The organism is Phormidium yuhuli AB48, assembly GCF_023983615.1.
Lineage (GTDB): Bacteria > Cyanobacteriota > Cyanobacteriia > Cyanobacteriales > Geitlerinemataceae > Sodalinema > Sodalinema yuhuli.
Genome location: NZ_CP098611.1, coordinates 2559860 through 2581084, shown reverse-complemented (window position 1 = coordinate 2581084; position 21225 = coordinate 2559860). Strand labels below are relative to the sequence as shown.

Annotated in this window: 20 protein-coding genes; 9 read left to right on the top strand and 11 right to left on the bottom strand. The window is 52.0% G+C overall.

Annotated features, from left to right (window positions below; translation table 11 throughout):
• Window positions 1-62 precede the first annotated feature (62 nt).
• The 3 genes from psbU to NEA10_RS11070 form a co-directional block, all read right to left on the bottom strand.
• The gene (psbU, locus tag NEA10_RS11080; protein WP_252659910.1) at window positions 63-452 is read right to left on the bottom strand and encodes a photosystem II complex extrinsic protein PsbU; all 390 of its coding nucleotides are present in this window, start codon (window positions 450-452) and stop codon (window positions 63-65) included.
• Window positions 453-592: 140 nt separating this feature from the next.
• Window positions 593-1597, bottom strand: coding sequence for an adenylate/guanylate cyclase domain-containing protein (locus NEA10_RS11075; protein WP_252659908.1), 1005 nt, complete (start codon window positions 1595-1597; stop codon window positions 593-595).
• 344 nt (window positions 1598-1941) lie between these two features.
• Window positions 1942-2682 carry a DUF3120 domain-containing protein gene (locus NEA10_RS11070; RefSeq protein ID WP_252659906.1) on the bottom strand — a complete coding sequence of 247 codons (741 nt, stop codon included), beginning with the start codon at window positions 2680-2682 and terminating at the stop codon, window positions 1942-1944.
• Between the two features lie 167 nt (window positions 2683-2849).
• On the opposite strand from NEA10_RS11070, the gene NEA10_RS11065 reads away from it, so the two are divergent.
• Window positions 2850-3371: a phycobiliprotein lyase gene (locus NEA10_RS11065; protein ID WP_252659904.1), complete on the top strand. Its 522-nt coding sequence runs from the start codon at window positions 2850-2852 to the stop codon at window positions 3369-3371.
• 54 nt (window positions 3372-3425) lie between these two features.
• Here NEA10_RS11065 and clpS read toward each other — a convergent pair whose 3' ends face one another.
• Window positions 3426-3749 carry an ATP-dependent Clp protease adapter ClpS gene (gene clpS / locus NEA10_RS11060; RefSeq protein ID WP_252659902.1) on the bottom strand — a complete coding sequence of 108 codons (324 nt, stop codon included), beginning with the start codon at window positions 3747-3749 and terminating at the stop codon, window positions 3426-3428.
• A gap of 237 nt (window positions 3750-3986) precedes the next feature.
• Between clpS and NEA10_RS11055 the strand changes: the two genes are divergently transcribed.
• Window positions 3987-5612 (top strand): NAD(P)H-quinone oxidoreductase subunit 4, encoded by a 1626-nt coding sequence (locus NEA10_RS11055; protein WP_252659900.1) that lies wholly within the window; start codon window positions 3987-3989, stop codon window positions 5610-5612.
• 191 nt (window positions 5613-5803) lie between these two features.
• Entirely contained in the window at window positions 5804-8098 is a 2295-nt protein-coding gene (locus tag NEA10_RS11050; protein ID WP_252659898.1) for a sensor domain-containing protein, read from the top strand.
• 136 nt (window positions 8099-8234) lie between these two features.
• Here the strand turns inward: NEA10_RS11050 and NEA10_RS11045 are convergent, their stop codons facing one another.
• Complete coding sequence (locus NEA10_RS11045) at window positions 8235-8915, bottom strand: hypothetical protein (RefSeq protein ID WP_252659896.1); 681 nt, start codon at window positions 8913-8915, stop codon at window positions 8235-8237.
• A gap of 559 nt (window positions 8916-9474) precedes the next feature.
• Between NEA10_RS11045 and NEA10_RS11040 the strand changes: the two genes are divergently transcribed.
• On the top strand, window positions 9475-9792 hold the full coding sequence (locus NEA10_RS11040; RefSeq protein ID WP_252659894.1) for a hypothetical protein: 318 nt from the start codon (window positions 9475-9477) through the stop codon (window positions 9790-9792).
• A gap of 66 nt (window positions 9793-9858) precedes the next feature.
• On the opposite strand, the gene NEA10_RS11035 is transcribed toward NEA10_RS11040, so the two are convergent.
• The gene (locus NEA10_RS11035) at window positions 9859-10401 is read right to left on the bottom strand and encodes a hypothetical protein (RefSeq protein WP_252659892.1); all 543 of its coding nucleotides are present in this window, start codon (window positions 10399-10401) and stop codon (window positions 9859-9861) included.
• Window positions 10402-10750: 349 nt separating this feature from the next.
• On the opposite strand from NEA10_RS11035, the gene NEA10_RS11030 reads away from it, so the two are divergent.
• The 5 genes from NEA10_RS11030 to NEA10_RS11010 all read left to right on the top strand — a co-directional run bounded on the left by NEA10_RS11030 (window position 10751) and on the right by NEA10_RS11010 (window position 15185).
• Window positions 10751-11410: a class I SAM-dependent methyltransferase gene (locus NEA10_RS11030; RefSeq protein WP_252659890.1), complete on the top strand. Its 660-nt coding sequence runs from the start codon at window positions 10751-10753 to the stop codon at window positions 11408-11410.
• Between the two features lie 317 nt (window positions 11411-11727).
• Window positions 11728-12687 carry an orange carotenoid protein N-terminal domain-containing protein gene (locus tag NEA10_RS11025; RefSeq protein ID WP_252659888.1) on the top strand — a complete coding sequence of 320 codons (960 nt, stop codon included), beginning with the start codon at window positions 11728-11730 and terminating at the stop codon, window positions 12685-12687.
• Window positions 12688-13034: 347 nt separating this feature from the next.
• Complete coding sequence (frp, locus tag NEA10_RS11020) at window positions 13035-13361, top strand: fluorescence recovery protein (RefSeq protein ID WP_252659886.1); 327 nt, start codon at window positions 13035-13037, stop codon at window positions 13359-13361.
• Between the two features lie 73 nt (window positions 13362-13434).
• A complete protein-coding gene (gene ccmS / locus NEA10_RS11015) occupies window positions 13435-13875 on the top strand; it encodes a beta-carboxysome assembly chaperone CcmS (RefSeq protein WP_252659884.1) in 441 nt (146 codons plus the stop codon).
• A gap of 152 nt (window positions 13876-14027) precedes the next feature.
• Window positions 14028-15185 (top strand): tetratricopeptide repeat protein, encoded by a 1158-nt coding sequence (locus tag NEA10_RS11010; RefSeq protein WP_252659882.1) that lies wholly within the window; start codon window positions 14028-14030, stop codon window positions 15183-15185.
• Between the two features lie 55 nt (window positions 15186-15240).
• Here NEA10_RS11010 and NEA10_RS11005 read toward each other — a convergent pair whose 3' ends face one another.
• The 5 genes from NEA10_RS11005 to NEA10_RS10985 form a co-directional block, all read right to left on the bottom strand.
• On the bottom strand, window positions 15241-16581 hold the full coding sequence (locus tag NEA10_RS11005; protein WP_252659880.1) for an MFS transporter: 1341 nt from the start codon (window positions 16579-16581) through the stop codon (window positions 15241-15243).
• A 14-nt stretch (window positions 16582-16595) separates the two neighbouring features.
• Entirely contained in the window at window positions 16596-16739 is a 144-nt protein-coding gene (locus tag NEA10_RS11000; protein ID WP_252659878.1) for a hypothetical protein, read from the bottom strand.
• 172 nt (window positions 16740-16911) lie between these two features.
• The gene (gene ndhD1, locus NEA10_RS10995) at window positions 16912-18492 is read right to left on the bottom strand and encodes a photosynthetic/respiratory NAD(P)H-quinone oxidoreductase subunit D1 (RefSeq protein ID WP_252659876.1); all 1581 of its coding nucleotides are present in this window, start codon (window positions 18490-18492) and stop codon (window positions 16912-16914) included.
• A gap of 30 nt (window positions 18493-18522) precedes the next feature.
• Window positions 18523-20523: an NAD(P)H-quinone oxidoreductase subunit 5 gene (locus tag NEA10_RS10990; protein WP_252659866.1), complete on the bottom strand. Its 2001-nt coding sequence runs from the start codon at window positions 20521-20523 to the stop codon at window positions 18523-18525.
• A gap of 314 nt (window positions 20524-20837) precedes the next feature.
• Window positions 20838-21194, bottom strand: a complete 357-nt coding sequence (locus NEA10_RS10985; protein ID WP_252659864.1) for a thioredoxin family protein — start codon at window positions 21192-21194, stop codon at window positions 20838-20840.
• Window positions 21195-21225 lie beyond the last annotated feature (31 nt).

Here is a 21225-nt window from a genome sequence, read left to right as displayed (position 1 = left end):
CCGTCGGCGTTGACTCCAGTCTACAAGGGGCGTTACCCATTTTGAACTTCTAGCCGTGGTTCCTAGTAAATTCCGTTGTTGATACGATCATCCCCTTCATTCAGGAAGGCCTCGGGATCCGTTGCGGTGAAATACTTAAGATTCTCTTGCAGAATCTGTTTCTGACGCTCGCTGAGGCTGGGAATCTCCAGCACATCTTCCACCTTGTCATAGGGGGCATTCTGAACAATCAGACCCGCTAAAGTCGGATACATACCGCGATATTTCCGGAAAGCGCGGACATTGGTGTTGTTGATATCAATTTTTTGCCCAAACTCCGTATTGAGTTTGGCATCAAAGGAATTTTTCAGTTCGACCCCTTCATTGGCCAGGGCCGGTTGCGCGGGGGCCACCCAACTGAGCAAGCCCAAGCAGACACAAACCACTGCAAATAGACGAATCAATCGTTTCATGTTAATGAATCCCTCTCTCGAATAACCGGTGTCAGTATCGCTGCTAGAGACAGCATGGTCTCAGAAACGATACAAAATTTTATCTTTTCTCAAGATACTATCACCTTTGGCGATCGCCGATCATCTCGGACGTCTCGCCCCTAAACCTGAATTTCTTGGTAACTGAGCCGCAAGAAGGCATCAAGATCCTCAAAATTGCCGGCATAGGTCACCGTGGGGCTATCATAGCCCTTTAGGGCCACCTCATGTTCCTCAAACACATTTTCGCTGGCCCGAATGGTACTCAAATACTGGTAGGTCGTTGCCCCCAGGGCGACATCCTTACGTAACTCCTTCGTCGCCGATTCTAGACGGAAGGCGGCATTGACCGTATCTCCGAGAGCCGTATAATCGGGGCGATCGCCGCTCCCCGTGTTACCCACCATGGCATACCCTGTATTGACCCCAGCCCCAATCCGCAGGGGGAAGGGCAGGGGATAGCGATCGCTCAGCTCCCGCGTCCGGTGATGCAATTCCCCCAAAGCCTGAAAAACTCGCAACACCTCCTCCTTACTCACCCCATCTCCTTCTCCTTGGGGAGTATGAAACCAGACGGCCATCACCGCATCGCCAATATACTTATCCACCCAACTTCCCGACTCACGAATGATATTCCCGGCATGACGAAACCAAGTGCCAATCACCTCCGAGAGCATCCGCTCATCCAGTTGCCGAGTTAACACCGTAAAATCACGAATATCGACCACCATCACCGAAATCAGACGACGTACTGACAACACTGCCGTCGCCCCGGAATCCTCCGTATCCGAATCATCCACGTCCGCATGAACATTAGCCGGGGCATAAAACACCATCTCCGTCTGCCCCAACGTTAGGCGATCGCCATTATTCAGACGCACCGGCACACTCACCCGGCGTCCATTAATAAAAGACCCATTGCGGCTTCCCAAATCAATCAAATAAAACTCCCCCAAATCCGTTTGCTGAAGCATCGCATGGGCCCGAGATACCCACCGGTCCGGAATGGTAAACTGATTCTCATCACTACGTCCAAACGTCCAGCAGTTATTACCCGACAGGGCAAGATAGCGCGGTCCCGATTCAGTCCGCAAGATGAGATGGGGGGTAGATTTCCAAGTCACCACAGGCACACTCTCTATGACAGGTTTGCGAGATTAAGGGAGAGTTACATCCTACATTTTGGCGAATTTCCCCTTAAACGATAGCCCATTAAAGAGTTCTTGATGGTAATACCCTCGGCCGAGGCATCTCCCCCTGCCCTCGTCCCTCAGCAGGTGGGCAGGCTCCTGTCATCTCAACGAGGACGCTTGAGGTCGGCAACCCCTTTAACGTGAGGCTGGTTCAACGGCTCCGGCCGCTCCCCGTCGGCTTAAAGACAGATGCTCTCATAGGGCCTCTACTCGGGTGTGACCCATGAGGAACCGCAGAACTCTGAACTCTGATCCCATAATGCACCCTTATTCCCATATTAGGCCGCCAGCGCCGCGAACCAAAATAAGCTATCCACAAGAATGGTACTCAGAACGGCTCCTGAGAAGGCCCAGCGATGGAGAGACACTCCATTTTTTGACCGATTTATCCATAACGGCAACAGGCCTGCCAGCAACAGCAGCCCCCCCAAGATAACGGCACAGGTTCCACCCCAGGGGGTTTGCACCTTGGCGATCGCCATCTGAAAAATGGGCATCGCTAGCTCCTCCTCCACCCGCATTAACTGCCGCCATTGGGGAATCAGATCCACTACATAAAAATACACATCAGTAATCACCGTTCCCAACAAAGACCCCACCGCAAACCAACTGCCAATTAACAGACGGTGGCGGGAAATACACCACAGGGGTAAGGGTAAGGCCAAACATTCAACGGGCAGATGCCACAAGGGTTCCCAGCGAAACCAGCCCCAGTAAATCGAACCCGCCAACCAACTCCCAGAAAAGCCTAGCAACAGATCCCCCCAAATCCAGAATCGGGGGGAATTAAGCAGGCTGACACTAGACCACAACCAGCCTAGGGTCAATAGTAAACTCAGCCAAGGGGCATGACGAACCAAAGGGGCTTCCACAAACACCGGCACAGAGACCAAAAAAATTGACCCAGCAAAAATAAGCCCCGTAGACGACATGGCGATCGCCCACCAGGGACGCTGACTCTTATCCGCTGAAGCGCTCTCGGAATAAAGGGTTGGGTTAGTAAAGGGATAGTAAAACAACGGGATTGTTAATTTTTGCAAACAGTTCTAATCAAGATAACATATCCTTTCACCACCCCTCGACCCCAGGCTAGTCAACCATCAGGGGTCGCCGCCGACCGGTAGAATGGGGGTCTAAGCAAAAAAACTGTTTAACCCTGAGTTAAGAACACAAGCAATCAACCGCAATGGACTTTAGCGATTTCATCAGCCAATGTGCGGGCAAGTGGTTTTCCCAACGAACCAGCCACGCCATCCCGCCCCAAGCCCTAGAGGCCGGAACCTGTGATTTCTGGATTGACTTAATTGAACCGGGGGATGCAATCCTCCTTGAACGCTGTCAAGCCATCGGCTTAGACCCCGCTCAGGTCACCTGTGCCATTCGCACCCATTGGCAAGGTCAAGTGGGAACCGCCAATCATGCCGACAGCGGTGCCACCTTCAGCCTCTTTGTGGCCAGCGACAGTCCCAAACAAGGACAATTTTGGCGTTGGAGTGAAGACAACTCCGACAGCAGCGTCATTCAGGGCCACTACCATCTCGGCCAAGATGAAGCCCTCAACCTTAGCGCCAGTACCGACTCCCTCCGTAGCGAAGAGCGCCTCTGGTTTCTCAATCCTAACCTCAGAGAACGCACCAGCGTGATCACCCACAAAGCCGGCTCCCGTTACGCCTCCTTCTGCTCAGAAATCCGCATGGGACTCAAATGAGCCTTTAAACTCCAAACCAGCCCTAATCAAGACTTAAAGATTTAACAGGAGGGGTCAAGCGGGTTCCAACGGGGCCATCGTTAGCCCCTCCCGTCGTAGCTGCATATGATAGAACTCCGCCTGTTCCTGGGGTCCCACCCAGACGATCGCCTGACCCTCATTATGAACCTGGTACGTTAACTCCCAGGCGCGATCACTCGTCATGTGAGGAATATACTTAAGCAGACATTCCGCCACATGAACAAAAGTATTGAAGTCATCGTCTAAAACAATAACCTTGAAATTCGGGTAGGGCTTACGAACCGTTTGATCACCCTTGACGGGAGCAACCGTTGGCGCCGTCGCAGCACCGATCGCAGTCGAAAGCACAACAGTCATACCACCGTTCACTAAACTATTTAACTTGATACGCCATTATAAGGCAGTTATTTCAGGAACGGCGATGACCCCAGGACTGAGACCCTCTCTCACCCCCCCCCAGCTTTATGAAGATTTGATAAGCCAGGCTTATTGATTTGATTAAATTTCAATATATCGCAAAAAAAGTTTGCATAACTTAACAGAAGCCCCTAGAATGGAAGGAGCCGAAATAAGTATATATGCTCAGCTAAACCAATGGCACAGTTTCCCTGGCTAACCGCCATTTTCCTATTGCCCCTTGTGGCAGCCGCATTCATCCCCATCATTCCCGATCGCGACGGTAAAACCCTGCGCTGGTATGCCCTCGGCGTGGGCCTCCTCGACTTCGCCCTGATGGTCATCACCTTTGGCCAACATTACAACTTCGCCGACTCCAGTTTTCAACTGATTGAACAGTACCCCTGGGTACCTCAACTGGGCCTCAACTGGTCGTTAGCCGTTGACGGTCTATCTGCACCTCTGATCCTCCTAACCGGACTGGTTAACGTCCTGGCCATCGCTGCCGCTTGGAACGTCAGCCGTAAGCCCCGCCTATTCTATAGTCTTATTCTCGTACTGCTGAGCGCCCAAATTGGGGTCTTCGCCGCTCAGGACTTGCTTTTGTTCTTCCTGATGTGGGAAGTCGAGCTAGTTCCCGTTTATCTCCTTATCTCCATCTGGGGCGGTCCGAAACGTCAATACGCCGCAACTAAATTTATTCTCTATACCGCACTGGCATCTATCTTTATTCTCGTATCCGGCTTAAGCCTCGCCTTCTGGGGCGATCGCGTCACCTTCGACATGGCCGAACTGGGAGCCAAAAACTTCCCCATCGCCCTAGAACTCCTGGCCTATGCCGGGTTCCTCATTGCCTTTGGCGTCAAGCTTCCCATCTTCCCCGTCCACACCTGGCTTCCCGATGCCCATGGTGAAGCCTCTGCCCCCGTCTCCATGATTCTGGCTGGAGTTCTCCTGAAAATGGGAGGCTATGCCCTAATTCGCCTTAACGTGGAAGTTCTACCCAATGCTCATATCTACTTCGCCCCAGCCCTCGTTATTCTAGGGGTCGTGAACATTCTCTACGGCGCCTTGACGGCCTTCGCCCAAGACAACCTCAAACGTCGCCTAGCCTGTTCCTCCATCTCTCACATGGGCTTTGTCCTCATCGGCATCGCCTCCTTCACCGAAGTGGGCTTAAACGGAGCCGTCCTACAAATGCTCTCCCACGGCTTAATCGCCGCCATGCTCTTCTTCCTGGCTGGGGTTACCTACGAACGGACTCACACCCTCTCCATGGAAAAAATGGGCGGTTTAGCCAACGTTATGCCCAAAACCTTTGCCCTCTTTACCGCCGGTTCCATGGCCTCCCTGGCCCTACCTGGCATGAGTGGCTTCATTGGGGAACTGACCGTCTTCATCGGCATCTCCAGCAGTGATGCCTACAGTGATAGCTTCAAACTGGTGGTCGTCCTACTCTCCGCCGTCGGTCTCATTGCCACCCCCGTCTATCTCCTCTCCATGTTGCGCCGCATCTTCTACGGCGATAACCGCCAGACTGAAACTGAGTTCGACATCACCACGTGGTTTGATGCTAAACCTCGGGAAATCATCATTACCGCCTGCTTATTACTGCCCATCGTTGGCATCGGCTTCTATCCCAAGTTGGCCACCCAAACCTACGATGTGAAAACCACAGAAGTCGCCAGTGTCGTTCGCAACGCCCTACCGGTGTTCGCTCAACAGCGTCAGCAAAATCGCCTCTTCTCCGGTGGTTTGTTTGCGCCCCATGTCACCTCACCTCAAACCTTGCTCGGTGTGGCTGACCTAGGTAAGGGCGCTTAGGATAGCCGGAACAGCTCTTGCCACCTCTCGATAACCGAGATCACTCCCTCCATAGAGGGAGTTTTTTTTGCAGATTTTTTAGCCGCCGTATCTCCCCGAGCACCCCCTTAATTCTGGAGTTGCCCTGCCGTTCCCCGAGAATCTCGGTATGCTAGACAAAAGAGAACAATTTCCACATCCGCTTTAAACTTGTGAAACTTGAGCCATTGTCCTCAACCCGTTTTGCGGCACAAATTACGGTCCTGTATGCCGTCATTGGCAGCCTGTGGATTGTCCTCTCCGATTATTTGGTTGCGTTGACGTTAGTAGACTTCCCCAACCAGTTGAGCCGAGTTCAAACCCTCAAAGGATGGGGCTTTGTCCTTGTAACCAGTTGTTGCCTCTATCTGCTCCTGCGCCGTGGTGCGCGATCGCTTCAGAAAAGCTACAGCCTCTTAGAGACTATTTTAGAAAGCACCACGGATGCTATTTTTGCTAAAAATCTCGCAGGGGAATATGTAGTGGCCAACACAGCGGCTGCGGAGATGACCGGAATTCCTATTCAGCAAATGCTTGGGGCTAAGGACGAGGATTTATTTGAGGTTCAACTGGCCCAGCAACTTCGGGAACACGATCGCCTCAGCCTCGCCAGTGGCATCCGACAAGAGCGAGAAACCTGTTTGAAGCCAGACTACCTCAACCCTGCCCCTGAGGATGACGACGATAAAACAGCCCAAATCTATCTCACCAGTAAAGATGTCTGGTATGACCCTTATGGAAGACCGATTGGCGTGATTGGCGTCTCTCGCAACATTACCGAGGCCAAACGGGCCTATGACGCCCTAGCCGCCTCTGAAGAACGCTATCGTAGCTTGTTTGCCTGTCATCCTCAACCCATGTGGATTTATGATCAGGAGAGCTTACAGTTTTTAGCCGTGAACCCGGCCGCGATCGCCCATTACGGCTACAGTGAAGCCGAATTTCTCTCAATGACTATTGAGGATATTCGCCCAGCGGAAGATATTCCCAGTCTTCTAGACAATCTCCAACATAAACCCAAAGGCTATATCGCATCAGGGGTGCGGCGACATCTAAAAAAAGACGGCTCCGTCATTGCCGTAGATATCACCACCCATGATGTTGACTTTGAAGGACGGCCAGCCCAAGTGATCCTCGCCAACGATATTACCGAACGGCTCCAGGTGCAAGCTCAACTCGAACGCTACGCCTTTACCGATACCCTAACGGGACTTCTCAATCGCACTGGATTCAGCCATAATCTGCAACAGGCCATCGCCCGTAATCGCAACGAGAGTTATCCCTTCACTCTTCTCTATCTCAGTTTGGACGGCTTTACCCGCCTTAAATTTAGTCTGGGCCACCGGGTCGCCCGGCAACTGCTGATTGAGGCAGCCAGTCGTCTCAAGGCCTGTTTTCCTGGGGCGATCGCCGCTCGTTTGGAGGACAATGAGTTTGTCCTGCGACTCGGCCATCAGGTTGATTCCGTCGATGCTGTGGTGGGCCGGTTACGGGAACGACTCAGCTCAATCTATCGCCTCAACAACCACGATGTCTTCTCCGATTGCAGCATTGGTGTGGTGCGCAGCAACTTAGGCTACTGCGACGCCGAAGAGTATTTGCAAGCCGGAGATACGGCCATGTATCAGGCGCGATCGGCTCTACCCCATAAATACGTCATCTTCAGCCAACAACTGCGTGATGCTGCCCTCAACCGCATGGAACTCGATGCTGCTCTGCGCCGGGCCTTGGAGCGACAGGAGTTTGAGGTCTATTATCAACCCTTTATTGATCTCGCCAGCGGTCAATGTCTGGGGTTTGAAGCCCTCGTACGCTGGCAACATCCTCAACGGGGTTTAGTCCCCCCAGGGCAGTTTATCCCCTTAATGGAGGAAACCGGCTTAGTGGTTCCCCTGGGGAAGTGGGTTTTACAGGAAGCCTGTCAGCAGTTGAAGTCTTGGCAGACTCAGTTAAAGCAGCCCCAGTTGACCATGAGTGTCAATGTAGCCGCCCTCCAGCTAACACAACCGGGTTTTTTAGAGGTTCTTGACGATGTACTGCGTACCACGGGAATTGCCCCCCCCTGCCTGAAACTAGAAATTACGGAAACCACATTGATGCAGAATACCGAGACCATTCGCGGGAGCTTGGATGAGATTAAAGCGCGAGGCATCAACCTGAGTATCGACGATTTTGGCACGGGGTATTCATCCTTGAGTTACTTACATTTGTTTTCGTTTACGGTCCTCAAGTTAGATCGCTCCTTTGTGACGCAGTTAGAGTCGAGTAGCAAAAGTATCGAGATTGTTCGTCATATTGCCCGACTGGCTCAAAATCTCAATCTGGCCTTAGTGGCGGAAGGCATCGAAACCCAACAGCAATTAGTCCTGTTACAACAACTGGAATTTCAGGAAGGACAAGGTTACCTATTTTCTGCCCCCCTTCCCGCCTCTACGGCTCATCAGTGGCTCCGGGACAGGATATCGTAGTTACGGGCCAAGCCACCTCCGTGGGTGAGTATCAGCTAGCCATGGCATCCTAAGGTTGCACGGGTCTAGTCTTGGGGGCCACTGCGCCTCATCATGATTGACTATCCATCTTACCCAGCACAGCCCGGTGGGTGCATCAGTTCCTCGGGCAAGGCTGCGAATACTCTACAGCCCGAAAGTTGGGGAGCGAAACGGCTTCCCCTGGAGGCCGTAATTCGCTGTGGGGCACAGGCATCTCAATCCGGACAAAGCGTTGCCCCTCAGCACGCCCCAGCGGAGATTCGCAGGGATCTTGCCAGGCCTGAGGAAATTCCGCCACCGACTCAATCCGTGCGGCCCTCAAACTGACAATACTGATGTTTCCAACTCGTTCCCCCATTTGCATCTGTTCCCCGGCGAGGATCAGCAGATCTTCACCAATTAATCCATCCACAGTGCCAACAATAAATGGGCCAAGGTGATCCGGGAGGGTTAAGCGAGCCACCTGATCCCCCTCGAAAATGGCAAGGATCGTATTTTCTTCACCGGGCTGTAGAAGATTCGGGCCTGGGAATTGAATCACCACAACCTCTTGGAAGGCCCCAGATTGCAGAAAAGCTCCCCTGGCATATCCAGTGATGGTAGCTTGGAAATCCTGATGGCGATCGCCAAAGATGCCTGTCAGCAGGCGATTTGGATCGACTTGAGCTAGTTCGGGTTCTGACGGAACCCTCAAAGTCAGCCTGCCCGTATCCAGTAAAACCCTCCATTCTGAACCGGCCAAGCTACTGTGATCGCACCCGAAAGCCACCAGGGCGATCGCCAGCATTGCTATCATGATCAGGTGCTGTCTAAGGATATGCCGTCTGATCACGGGTCTATCCTCCCTTTCCTATGATGGAATTTTAACCAGCATACCTGAGGAAGGGGGCTGCCGCCAAAGGACAAAATGGGGCCTGGGTGACCTTATCTTGATTTCGAGTTTTTTTGTAGGTTTTTGTTCACAGATTTCGCCGGGAGTCAGATCAGACCATGATAGGCTATGTAGCGCCAGTCGTTGGAATTATCCTGTTTGCCATGTCGGGGTACTTGTTACTCAGACAATTTCAGGTTCTCGGGATTTTGTTGCTTCTCGGGTCAAGTTTGTTGTTCCTGTCCCAGTCAATCCTAATTGCTATGGATATTAGTCAAACCTTGGATCGTCATTTGACCCTTGCACTCTTGATGCAAACCCTTTGGAGAAAGGGGATGTTTCTAGTATCCGCAGCAACCTTGCTAACGATTCGGAAGCTAACAGGTCGTCGGTCTGAAGCCAAGTCAGGTTAGGGCTTGATTGGGGCTATCCCTATTCTAAAGCCCGATCTTAACCGTCTGTCTTGAAACCGGGAGATCACGTCATGGTTGATATCATCCTTCATGTTACCAGTGTTGTTTTATTTGCGATCGCCGGACTCGGACTCTGGCAAGTCCAGCGTGGGTTAGGTAGCCTCTTCCTCCTCGGCTTGGGAGTGATGGAACTTCCCTATCTTTTGATACGATTAATTCTGATGCTTGAAGACCAGTCTGGCGCGATCGCCGGTGGGTCTATAGCCGGTCTATCGAGTATGTTTCTGGTCTCATGGTTAGATTTTCTCTCAAACCTAGGGTTACTCCTCATCGCTGTGAGTCTATATCGATTTGTTCGTCAGGCTAGAGTCCGGCGATCGCCACCCTGAAGCTGGGAACGGTTCCCCAGTTTTCCTTGAGCCGTCCTAGGGCAGCAACTCCCCGCTCCAACCCAGTCAATCGTTCAATCTCCAAGGTTCCTGGAGATCGCCGACAAACAGACGTGATTCGGTCTCATCAATGGGTCGATAAAATCCAGCAAAGGCGGTATCCAGCCCGCAGTGGTCGATCTGTCCACTCACTTGCAGTCCTTCCTCCACCTGTTCTGCCCTGATGAAAACATCATGGGAGTCGCCTTCAACCCAGAAACTGTCATAGCCCAACACACCGGGAGGGATGGATGGGGCAATAAAGACTCCCTCATCAAAATGCCCCGAGGCCAGGATTGGACAGTCCGCTGCCGCCATGGCGCCCGCCCCCTCCGGCGCCGCCGCAATGATCTCTACATTCACTTCACCGTCAGCCCGGGGCACAATCCGCATTTCAGCATTCACGGGCAGGTCGGCACGGTAATAGCGGCTAGCAGGGCGTGAATTTTCCCGGCCGCTGCTGACCTCACCCTGCAAGTCTTCACTAGGCAAATCTTCACGATGTAAGTTTTCTACGCCGACGGCGGACCTATGATGTGAGTCCTCCATACATCCGCCAGCTACAGCCACGACCATTAGAAGCGGCACAGCACGTAAAGCCACTCGGAGGGGTTGTACGGAAAAGGGAAACTTCGCCATCGTGATTGTCCTAGAACCGCTGACTTGATAGTACAGCATAGTACAGGATATTACGACATCACGTCCCACATTAAACAACAAGAATCTCTTCGAGAGCATTCCGATTAGGGATGTGGTCTGCTGAGTACCACTGACAGAGCCTTGAACCTAGCCTCGCTATTTTCTTATCCCCTTCCAGCTTTTGACGATCATCAGTAGCTCCAAGCCAGGATACAATCAGAGCCATAGCCCAAATGGAGCTAGTCGAACCCATCTACTCCCTGCTTGAGCCAATCCCCCCATGAAACGAGTTCTGGAACCCGAGGTAATGGACACTTGGGAAGAAACCATCGCCTATGATGCCATGGATTTCAGCGACGTCAATCAGGCGTTTGTTGATGAGGCGATCGCCCTCGGTCCAGACCATGCAACCATTCTTGACATTGGCACGGGTCCGGCCCGGATTCCCATACTGTTATGTCAACAGCGGCCCCATTGGACGGTCACTGGTATTGATTTATCTCACAATATGTTGAAACGTGGGGCCACCCATATCGCTAAGGCCGAATTGGGCGATCGCATCCGTTTAGACTACGCTGATGCCAAATCCCTACCCTATGCTAATGCCAGTTTCGATTTGGTCATCTCCAATAGTATCATCCACCATCTTGAAGACCCCCTCCCCTGTCTAAACGAGTTGCGACGGGTCCTTAAACCCCAAGGGGGTCTCTTGTTGAGAGATTTAGTTCGCCCCAACAATCTAGCCAGCGTTGATCAGCTCGTGCAACAACTCGGCAGTACCTATGATCCCCATCAAACTCAACTCTTTCGAGATTCCCTCTGTGCCGCCTTTACCCTCCAAGAAGTTCAACAGATGCTAGATGCAGCCGGATTCGCTGGAGTCTGCGCCTACCTATCCTCAGATCGCCATTGGACCGCTAAGCAAGCATATCAAAGCTAGTTTTGCAACAATCCAAGGATATATAATCAGCAGCCAAGGACTCAACAGATCTGCCTAAACTCACCCTTGTCAATATCGGTAAGCTCACCAAACCTTTCCCTTGCACCATTCCTGAAACCTGAGATATAGTACAAAAGAGCAGGACTTACCCAAAACCACTAGGTTTTTCCCTCACAGCAAACCGAAAAAACTGAGAGGTCTCCTACGTTGTCTAAATTGGGTAATCTGGGGGATTTTTCCGAATTTGCCCCCGGTTTTCCTCAGCCGCGTTACGTTATTTACCCTAACCTAACTGTTGTTTAAACTCAGGTTAACAGATGCCATTCAATATCGAAACAGCCCGCAACATCTTCCCAGAAACTCTGTCAGCTGATGCCGTTCCCGCTACAATTGCTCGGTTCTCTCAGCTGAATGCAGAAGACCAATTGGCTCTCATTTGGTTTGCCTATCTGGAAATGGGTAAATCGATTACCATTGCGGCTCCGGGTGCAGCCAACATGCAGTTTGCTGAGAACACCTTGAACAAAATCAAGGCCATGTCGTTTCAGGAACAGTCCCAGGTCATGTGTGATCTGGCCAACCGCGCCGACACCGAAGTGTGCCGCACCTATGCCGTTTGGTCCTCGAACATCAAACTGGGATTTTGGTATCAACTCGGAGAATGGATGGAACAGGGAGTCGTTGCCCCAATTCCCGAGGGCTATCAACTCTCCGCCAACGCGAAAGCCGTCTTAGAATCCATCCGCGGCCTAGATTCTGGTCAGCAAATCACCGTGCTGCGCAATGCTGTGGTAGACATGGGCTTCGACACCAGCAAATTGGATAACTATCAAACTGTGGCAGAACCTGTTGTGCCTCCCAAAGAGATGTCACAACGTACCACAGTCAGCATCAAAGGTGTGGATAACCCCACCGTGCTGAGCTATATGAACTACATGAATGCCAATGACTTCGACAACCTCATCAAGTTGTTTGTCGAAGATGGCGCTCTGCAACCCCCCTTCCAGCGGCCGATTGTGGGTAAAGATAATGTCTTCAAGTTCCTGCGTGAAGATTGTCAGAATTTGAAACTGATGCCGGAACAAGGGGTTCTCGAACCCGCAGAAGATGGCTACACCCAGATTAAAGTCACCGGGAAGGTGCAAACCCCCTGGTTTGGTGCCGCTGTCGGGATGAACATGGCGTGGCGCTTCCTGCTCAACCCGGACAACCAGATTTTCTTTGTGGCTATTGACTTGCTAGCATCTCCCAAAGAGCTATTAAATCTGGCTCGTTAGACCCTTGCTCCGCAATGCCTCAGCAGAGGCAGGCTTTAACACCATCAGAGGCTCTCTCAGCTTGACTTAGCTGGGAGGGCCTCTGATTTTTTGTGAAAAGTTTGATATAATTTATCCACTCAAAACTTAACCCAACCCGATAGCATCATTTCTGACGTCAGAGAACGCCGAGTCTTACCCGAAAGCAAGATGCAGACAGCTTGCGCAGTGCAATAGGTACTTGCGTTCGAACGCCATCGGTAACGGTTGGGAACGTCATTGATGCTCTAGCAGTAGCCCAACTTCCCCGTTCATGGCTCACTGCAAGACACTCTTGCAAATCTTTAGATTTAATTCTGACTTAAATAATGCCACAGACTGACATTGACTGGACAACAACAGAGAAAGATTTGGCTCAGGCAGCCTTTGAAAAAGCCTATCATCGGGAAGTCACTGCATTAGTGGAAGAGGTTCAACAGACCGTTCAAGAAATTTCTAACTTGGATGAACTTTGGCGGCTTCACGACTATCTCAGTGCTAGACGGCATGACATTGACGGTAAATATGATTACCGTGATTCCATGTTTTTGTTTGCCTTTTCCCAACTGATTAAAGAAGGATGGCTATCTTTAGAAGAACTCGAAGGACTGCATCCGAGTAAACGGCAAAAAGTTGCAGCGTTAGCTCGTATGTAACGCGGCCTACGGGACTCGACCCGCGAACCCCCCATTTGCTAAGCTATGGGCGCATCGTTCTTGGTCAGTCATTATGGAATCTGAAATCTCCGCCGCCCATGCCGCCAGTCATCAATGGCGCAAACAACTCGATGAGTTTGTCAAAGCTAACAGTCAAGAACTCGCGGCCCTAGCGTGGGGGCTGCACCTGCAAGATCCCGAGGGTGATTCCACCCTCGGGATTGACGTGGAACCCACGCCCCATTTCATCATCTGTCCCCGCAAGGCGTTGGTGACCCTGAATGAAAATGTGGATAACCAATTGCGGGTCATGATGGGGGTCGTCGAGAACCATAACCCGGAAATTGAAGTCTTACTCTTAGGGGTTGGCCGAGGGCAAATTCAAGCCATTCAATACCAACCCCAGCTAGAACCTCCCCAATGCTTTGAGGAGGTTGGCGAGGATGTCGAGACTCTCCTCGATCGCCTTGAACAACAGATGCAAACTGCCATTGATAGCCCCGAGCAAGGGTGATGACGGGGGCGCAATCCAGGCTGGCCTCCGGAATCCGATCGCTCAAAGCAGTCAATGGTAGGATATGGGGATTCTTTGAGTGACCACGTTCATCGGGTCAACTCAAAGAACTCCGGTTCTGTTTGCTCTCACCAGAAAGGTGTCTAACACGTATGTCTAATTACACAGTTCCCCGTCATAGATCGCTTCTGAGATTCTTCAGCCAGCCTCGGGATTGGTTATCGCCTCTGTTTTCCCTCGCGGCGATCGCGGTGATGGCGGTCCCCCCCGTTGCTGCTGCACCCCTAGCCTTGCCCCAAGTCTCTGAACGGCTGGTGCAAGCCAACAATAATGACGAGATCAATGACTTGCTGATTGAGGGACAAGAGCTTGTTCTGGCCGGCAACCTCTCAGAGGCCCTACGAGCCTATCGCCAGGCCGCTCAATTGGATAATAGTAATGCCCGAATTTTCTCCGCGATTGGCTATCTAGAAGCACGGCAAAACAACTTTGATGCGGCGGTGACCGCTTATCGTCAGGCCTTGGAACTTGAACCTGATGTGGCTGAGTTTTACTATGCTTTAGCCTATAGTTTGGCTAATACCGGTGATTATGCTGCCGCTGAAGCTCAATATGAGAGGACTATTGCTCTGAGCCCTCGCAACACCAATGCTTTTTTAGGCTTAGGGGTGATGCGCTACCGCCAAGGAAACTATGAAGGGGCTCTAGAGGCGTATCGTCAGGCAGCTCGTCTCAATAACCAGAATTGGCAGGTTCAGGAGTCCATCGGCTCGACCCTTCTGCAACTTGAACGCTACGACGAAGCCTTAGCTGTCTTAGAAGAAGCGGCGGAACTGGCCCCCAATGAAGGACGGATTCAGGTCAATCTAGGGGTGGCCCGATTAAATCAGGAGGATGTGGAAGGGGCGTTGAATGCCTTCAACCGAGCCGCAGAGTTGGAACCCCAGGATGGTTCCCTCTTGTTTGAAGTGGGACGCTTGTTCCTCAGTCAAGGAGAACGGACACAGGCCCTCAGTTTATTTCAACAGGCGTCACGCCTATCTGGAGATCGCGCTGATATTCACCTGACGGTTGGTGAGCTTCTGTTAGACAACAATGATGGTCTCAATGCCATTTTGTCCTTGCGCCAAGCGATCGCCCTAGAACCGGATTGGCCCCAAGCCCATTATCTCTTGGGGAGGGCCCTACGACAACGAGGGCGCACCTCCGAGGCGATCGCCAGCCTAGAAACCGCCCTTGATTTAGCCGAACAAGTCAACAACGAGGCTCTGGTTGGGGCAATCCAGACTCTGCTCGCTGAATTAAATTAATTCCCCCCCCCGCCACCGGAGTTAGGACACCTCATCCTAACTCCCCGATTGTCTCTTACCTATCTCCTCCCCCCAACACATCCCGCTCAATCAACTGCTGGCGTAACATCTGTTGAGCATGAACATTGAGGGGGAAACGCCAGAGGAGGGCTGCCGCCGGTAAGATGGCTAGGATTGGGGCAAAAATAAACAATAGTTTTAACTCCATCAGCGTTTCAGGAGTGTTCTGTAAATCAGGACTATAGCCAATCCAATCTAAGAGGGGATAGGTCACCCCCACCGCCAGAGCATAGCCAAACTTATTACTCATCATCAGTAGAGAATAATACAGTCCTGTCCGTTGACTCCCGGACTCAAGATTGTCCCAATCTGTCACATCAGCTAAAATCGAGCGCAAGAGAAAGGGACTGGCGCCCATGGTGACCCCATAAAGGGCATTGACTAAGATATTGAGCCACAAGCTACCTGGGGGAACCAACAGCAGCAAAGGTAACACAAGGGCCATCCAAACCATAGCCACCATAAAGGTTTGGTGTTTCCCGAGGCGACAACTGAGCCAAATCCAACCCGGGACCCCAATCAGACTCGCCAAAAAATACATCAACAGAATGGCACTAGACCAGTCCGGTAGGGCCATCACATCACTGATGAAAAAAATATAGATTGACCCCGTTACCCCAGGGGCAAGTCCCGTTAAAAAATTGGCTCCTAAGACTCGTTGTAAGAGGCGGTTGCGGGCGAGAATTTTGGCCGACTTGACGAAACCAATTGTGGATTGAGGGGGAGTGGGACGTTCGGGGACTTTCCAGACAGAGACAACGATAGTAATCGGCAGCGTCACCACCACAAACCAGCCCATGGCCCCCACCTGTGTGGTGGAGTTCGCATTTTGCGTTTGCTGCATGACCGCTGGAATCGCCAAAACAGCTAACATTCCGAAAATTAGAGAGAACTCCCGCCAGCCCTGAACTCGGGCGCGATCGTGATAATCATCTGACAGTTCTGCCCCCCAGGACATATGGGAGATACTCAACATGGTGTACCCCACATAGAGCAAAATCAGCCAAGTTAGCAGATAAGAGGCTGATACCGGTTGTTCGGGGAGGAAAAGGGCATAGGCGCTAGCCATCAACAGGGGAACCGAAAGAATAATCCAGGGCCGTCGCCGTCCGATTTGGGTTGTCCAGCGATCGCTGAGGGTCCCTAAAACTGGGTCAGTGATCAGATCCCAGAATCGCGCCAAGGCGAAGATATTGCCCACTACCGATAGACTCAACCCCAGTTCACTGTAAAAAGGAGGGACATAGACCACCAATGGTAACCCCAGGGCCGAAATAGGAATAGCGGGCAGGGCAAAGGCAATAATACGCTGACGAGTCAGTTTTAAGTCACTCATAGGCTATTGACAGTTTATTCCCAGAGGGGATAAATGGGGTCTGTTGACGGCTTAAAGTCATAACGGAGCAGATGTTTAAGGGTGTGGCTGGCCTCATCCAACACCTGGCGATCGCATCCATAGCGAAAATCTTCCAACGGTTGAATCCATTCGTACACAAGCCACTCGTTTGATTCTCCCACGACATCGCCGCAAATCAATCCATCCTTACGTTGAGTTTTCCCTGAACTTCCTTGAGAACAAAACCCCGGTTCAGGAGAACCAGGGCTGAGTCGCAATCACCATTTTTGCCGTTATCTATTGACAGAAAAAAAGCGATTATGGTATATGCTAATCCTTCAAAGAAGGAGCTGATTGAACAGCCATGGCTGTAGGTTGAGCTGCGACCTGATCACGACGGATCAAAGACGGAACCGATTCCCGTAACCGTGCCGTGAGTTGAACGGTCGTTGCATCATAGACCTGAGTTAACAGCTTCGGATAGAGGCCAATGCCAATAATCGGAATCAGCAAAGAACCAATCACAAAGACCTCGCGAGGTTCAGCATCCACCAACACCTCATGTTCGACCAGCTCTTTATTCTCAGGGCCATACAGCAGTTCCCGTAGCATCGACAGCAGATAAATCGGGGTCAAAATCACCCCAACCGCCGCCAAACACACAACCACCACTCGGAAGGTGAGACTATAAGCATCACTGGTGGCAAAGCCGACAAAGACCATCAACTCGGCCACAAAGCCACTCATCCCCGGTAGAGCCAGAGAGGCCAGGGCACAGACCGTCCACATGGCGAAGACTTTTTTCATCTTCTGGCCTACCCCCCCCATCTCATCAAGCATCAGGGTATGGGTGCGGTCATAGGTACAGCCGACTAGGAAGAACAAACTTGCACCGATGAGTCCGTGGGAGACCATCTGCAAGACTGCCCCACTCATGCCTAAATCCGTATAGGAGGCAATGCCAATCAGGACAAACCCCATGTGAGAAATAGACGAGTAGGCAATCTTACGCTTGAGGTTGCGTTGGGCAAAAGAGGTTAAAGCGGCATAGATAATGTTCACCACCCCCAGAATCACCAAGGCCGGCGCAAACACGGCGTGAGCATCGGGTAACATCCCAGCATTCATGCGAATTAGGGCATATCCCCCCATTTTCAGGAGAATCCCTGCCAGCAACATGTGAGCTGGGGCTGTCGCTTCACCATGAGCATCGGGAAGCCAAGTATGTAGGGGGAAAATGGGCAACTTCACCCCATAAGCAATCAGGAACGCCGCATAGAGCCACACTTCCAGAGCCACGCCATAGTCTTTCGCCGCTAGGGCCTGCATATCAAAGGTGACCGTATCCCCATGGAAGGCCATGGTGAGGGCCGCCGCCAAGATAAACAGAGAACCGCCAGCGGTGTAGAGGATAAACTTCGTCGCCGCGTATTGGCGTTTTTTCCCACCCCAGATAGCCAGGATGATATAAACCGGGATTAACTCCAGTTCCCAAACCAAGAAGAACAGCAGAATATCCTGAACCGCAAAGACGGCAATCTGACCGCCATACATAGCCAGCATCAGGAAATAAAACAGTTTTGGCTTCAGGGTGACGGGCCAAGCCGCCAGAATCGCTAAGGTGGTGATGAACCCAGTCAGGATAACCAGGGGCATGGCCAGGCCATCCACCCCAACCGACCAATTGAGATTAAGCTGGGGAATCCAGGCATAGGTTTCCACCAGTTGCATTCCCGGTTCCGTGAGGTCGTAGTAGCGATAAAAGGTATAGACGATCGCACAGAAGTCAATCAGTCCAACGATGAGAGCATACCAACGCACCGTTTTTCCGTCTTTGTCCGGAATCAGGGGGATGAACAAAGCGGCAACGATGGGAAACAGGATAATTGTTGTGAGCCAAGGAAAATCCATTCTTTATTGACGCTGAGGCATAAAATCGGCTTAGGTCGCGCCGAAGAAGATAACAGTCGCTAAGACGGCGGCGAAGATGGTCAGAGCGTAGAATTGAGCGCGACCGGTTTCAAAATATTTCAGTCCTTCGCCACTGAGTAGGGTAGCAAGTCCTGTGAGGTTGACGGCTCCATCGACAATGCGATAGTCCACTTCCATCACCTGACGAGCCAGACGACGACTGCCTTTGACAAACACCTTGTCATAGAGTTCGTCGAAATACCACTTGTTGAGGGAGAACTGATAGAGCGGTTGTAGGGTTTTGGCGATCGCCCCGGGGTCAATGTTCTGCCGCAGGTACATCAGCGAGGCCAGGGTAATCCCCAGCAGGGCAATCCCTACGGAACTCCCGGCCATGACCACAAACTCGCTCAGTTCAAACTCTTCTGCCATTTCCGCGAGAGTTGGCACCACCTCACCGGGAGCATGGATGAAGCGTTCAAAGCGATTGGCGAAGGGCATCCCCACCAAACCAATTAAGGCCGAGGGAATCGCGAGAACCACTAAGGGTAAGGTCATGGTCCAGGGGGATTCATGGGGACTATGGCTGTGGTCATGGCCATGGTCATCATGAGCCTCTGGGCTAAGTTGCTTACGAATCTCCTCATCATTGCCCCGGAACTCCCCTTCAAAGGTACTAAAGTACATCCGGAACATATAGAAGGCCGTAATCCCGGCAGTGAGCCAACCAATCACCCAGAGGGCGGGATTAGCACTGAAGGCGGCCCCGAGGATTTCATCTTTAGACCAAAAACCGGCGAAGGGAGGAATCCCGCAAATGGCCAGGGTTCCCACCAGGAAGGTGCTAGCGGTGAAGGGCATATACTTACGCAGTCCCCCCATCAGCCGCATATCTTGAGCTAAATCGGGGTTATGACCGACAACTCCTTCCATGCCATGAATGACGGAGCCAGAGCCAAGGAAGAGCATGGCTTTGAAGTAGGCATGGGTCATCAGGTGGAAGAGTCCCGCACTGTAAGCTCCCACTCCCATGGCCATGACCATGTAACCGAGTTGGGAGATGGTGGAATAGGCAAGGCCTTTTTTGATGTCATTTTGCGTGATGGCGATACTGGCACCGAGAAAGGCAGTGAAGGCACCTGTCCAGGCGATGATATCGAGAACGGCGGGAACGGCCTCAAAGACGGGGAACATCCGGGCAATGAGGAACACCCCGGCGGCGACCATGGTGGCAGCATGGATGAGGGCCGAGATGGGGGTCGGTCCTTCCATGGCATCGGGAAGCCAGACATGGAGGGGGAATTGGGCAGATTTGGCCACGGGACCGAGGAAGACCAGCACCGCGAAGAGAACCCCCATCCCGCTACTGAGAGCGCCTGTGTCGATGAGGGTTTCTAGGTTTTCGCCAATTTCAGCAAACTCAAAGCTACCGGTGGCCCAATAGAGGGCCAGGATGCCCAGGAGTAAGCCAAAGTCACCGACGCGGTTGGTGATGAAGGCTTTTTGGCAAGCATCGGCGGCCGCTTGGCGATCGTACCAGAAGCCAATTAGCAGGTAGGAACACATCCCCACCAATTCCCAGAAGATATAAATCTGGACGAGGTTGGGACTGATGACCAGGCCCAACATGGAGGAACTGAAGAGGCTGAGATAGGCATAAAAGCGGACATAACCGGGGTCATGGGCCATGTAGCCATCGGTGTAGATCATCACCAATAGGGCCACAGTGGTAACGATGACCAACATGACGCTGGTTAGGGGGTCAATGATAACCCCCATACTGAGGTGGAAATCCCCAGCGGCTGCCCATTCTAAAGTTTGGGTGACTGGGGCATGACCTTGGAGTTGACTCCAGAGGAGACTCAAGGACATGACCATGGCCGCGCCGAGTAGGGAGATGATGACAACGGCGTTGCCCTGTCGTAGCCGGTTGGTGGCTTGGTTATAGGAAATTAGGCCTGAGCCAACCAAGGCTGCACCGATGAGGGGCAGCACTGGAATAAGCCAGGCGTACTGATATAGGGGTTCCATTGCAACTGTATGAGTTTATATTTCTTCACATTTGGACAAAATGACGCTCCTATTGTGACACAGGCCTTGAAAGAAAAGGTCAAACTCTGGGGGGTTATTGAATTTTTTGTGGAATTTTTGCTGGGGAGTGGGGGCGTCTTAGGGAGCGATCGCCCCTTCAGAGGCGGGGTTCGGCGGCTGCGGCGGACCCCAGGCAGGTGAGGGGATGAAGACCACCAGATGTAGACGCGCGAAACTCATCGAGAGGCCCAAGTGGGTCATCTCGACGAGGATTACTGAGGTTATAGGGAGCCGAAGACCGTGGCCGAGATGCCTTAAGAGGGCAAGGCCATGGAGCGATCCCCAGCGTAGTGTTCAACCATCTGTAGCAGTTGGGATCGCAGACTTTCACGGCCTTGGAAGCCCTCAAGGCGCTCGACGATGCGATCGCCGTCAAACAACAGGAGGGTGGGCAGGGTCGCTAAACGATAGGTACTGGCCAGGCGTAAACTCTCATCGGCGTTGACATCGACAATTTTGATGAGATCACCATACTCACGGCGAAACTGTGTCAACTGGGGGTGAATGAGGTGACACACGCCGCACCAAGGTGCCCAGAAGTTTACTAAGACGGGAATCTCAGATTGTAAAACTTCTTCCTTGAAACGCTGCTCGCTAACGGACAACGACATAATTGAGATTTATTAACTTCTTTATATGGCT

What these genes read in the sequence shown, in the direction of transcription:
- psbU (WP_252659910.1), bottom strand. Translation starts at nt 452, where the DNA reads ATGAAACGATTGATTCGTCTATTTGCAGTGGTTTGTGTCTGCTTGGGC.
- NEA10_RS11065 (WP_252659904.1), top strand. Translation starts at nt 2,850, where the DNA reads ATGGACTTTAGCGATTTCATCAGCCAATGTGCGGGCAAGTGGTTTTCC.
- clpS (WP_252659902.1), bottom strand. Translation starts at nt 3,749, where the DNA reads ATGACTGTTGTGCTTTCGACTGCGATCGGTGCTGCGACGGCGCCAACG.
- NEA10_RS11055 (WP_252659900.1), top strand. Translation starts at nt 3,987, where the DNA reads ATGGCACAGTTTCCCTGGCTAACCGCCATTTTCCTATTGCCCCTTGTG.
- NEA10_RS11045 (WP_252659896.1), bottom strand. Translation starts at nt 8,915, where the DNA reads ATGATAGCAATGCTGGCGATCGCCCTGGTGGCTTTCGGGTGCGATCAC.
- NEA10_RS11040 (WP_252659894.1), top strand. Translation starts at nt 9,475, where the DNA reads ATGGTTGATATCATCCTTCATGTTACCAGTGTTGTTTTATTTGCGATC.
- NEA10_RS11030 (WP_252659890.1), top strand. Translation starts at nt 10,751, where the DNA reads ATGAAACGAGTTCTGGAACCCGAGGTAATGGACACTTGGGAAGAAACC.
- NEA10_RS11025 (WP_252659888.1), top strand. Translation starts at nt 11,728, where the DNA reads ATGCCATTCAATATCGAAACAGCCCGCAACATCTTCCCAGAAACTCTG.
- frp (WP_252659886.1), top strand. Translation starts at nt 13,035, where the DNA reads ATGCCACAGACTGACATTGACTGGACAACAACAGAGAAAGATTTGGCT.
- ccmS (WP_252659884.1), top strand. Translation starts at nt 13,435, where the DNA reads ATGGAATCTGAAATCTCCGCCGCCCATGCCGCCAGTCATCAATGGCGC.
- NEA10_RS11010 (WP_252659882.1), top strand. Translation starts at nt 14,028, where the DNA reads ATGTCTAATTACACAGTTCCCCGTCATAGATCGCTTCTGAGATTCTTC.
- NEA10_RS11005 (WP_252659880.1), bottom strand. Translation starts at nt 16,581, where the DNA reads ATGAGTGACTTAAAACTGACTCGTCAGCGTATTATTGCCTTTGCCCTG.
- ndhD1 (WP_252659876.1), bottom strand. Translation starts at nt 18,492, where the DNA reads ATGGATTTTCCTTGGCTCACAACAATTATCCTGTTTCCCATCGTTGCC.
- NEA10_RS10990 (WP_252659866.1), bottom strand. Translation starts at nt 20,523, where the DNA reads ATGGAACCCCTATATCAGTACGCCTGGCTTATTCCAGTGCTGCCCCTC.
- NEA10_RS10985 (WP_252659864.1), bottom strand. Translation starts at nt 21,194, where the DNA reads ATGTCGTTGTCCGTTAGCGAGCAGCGTTTCAAGGAAGAAGTTTTACAA.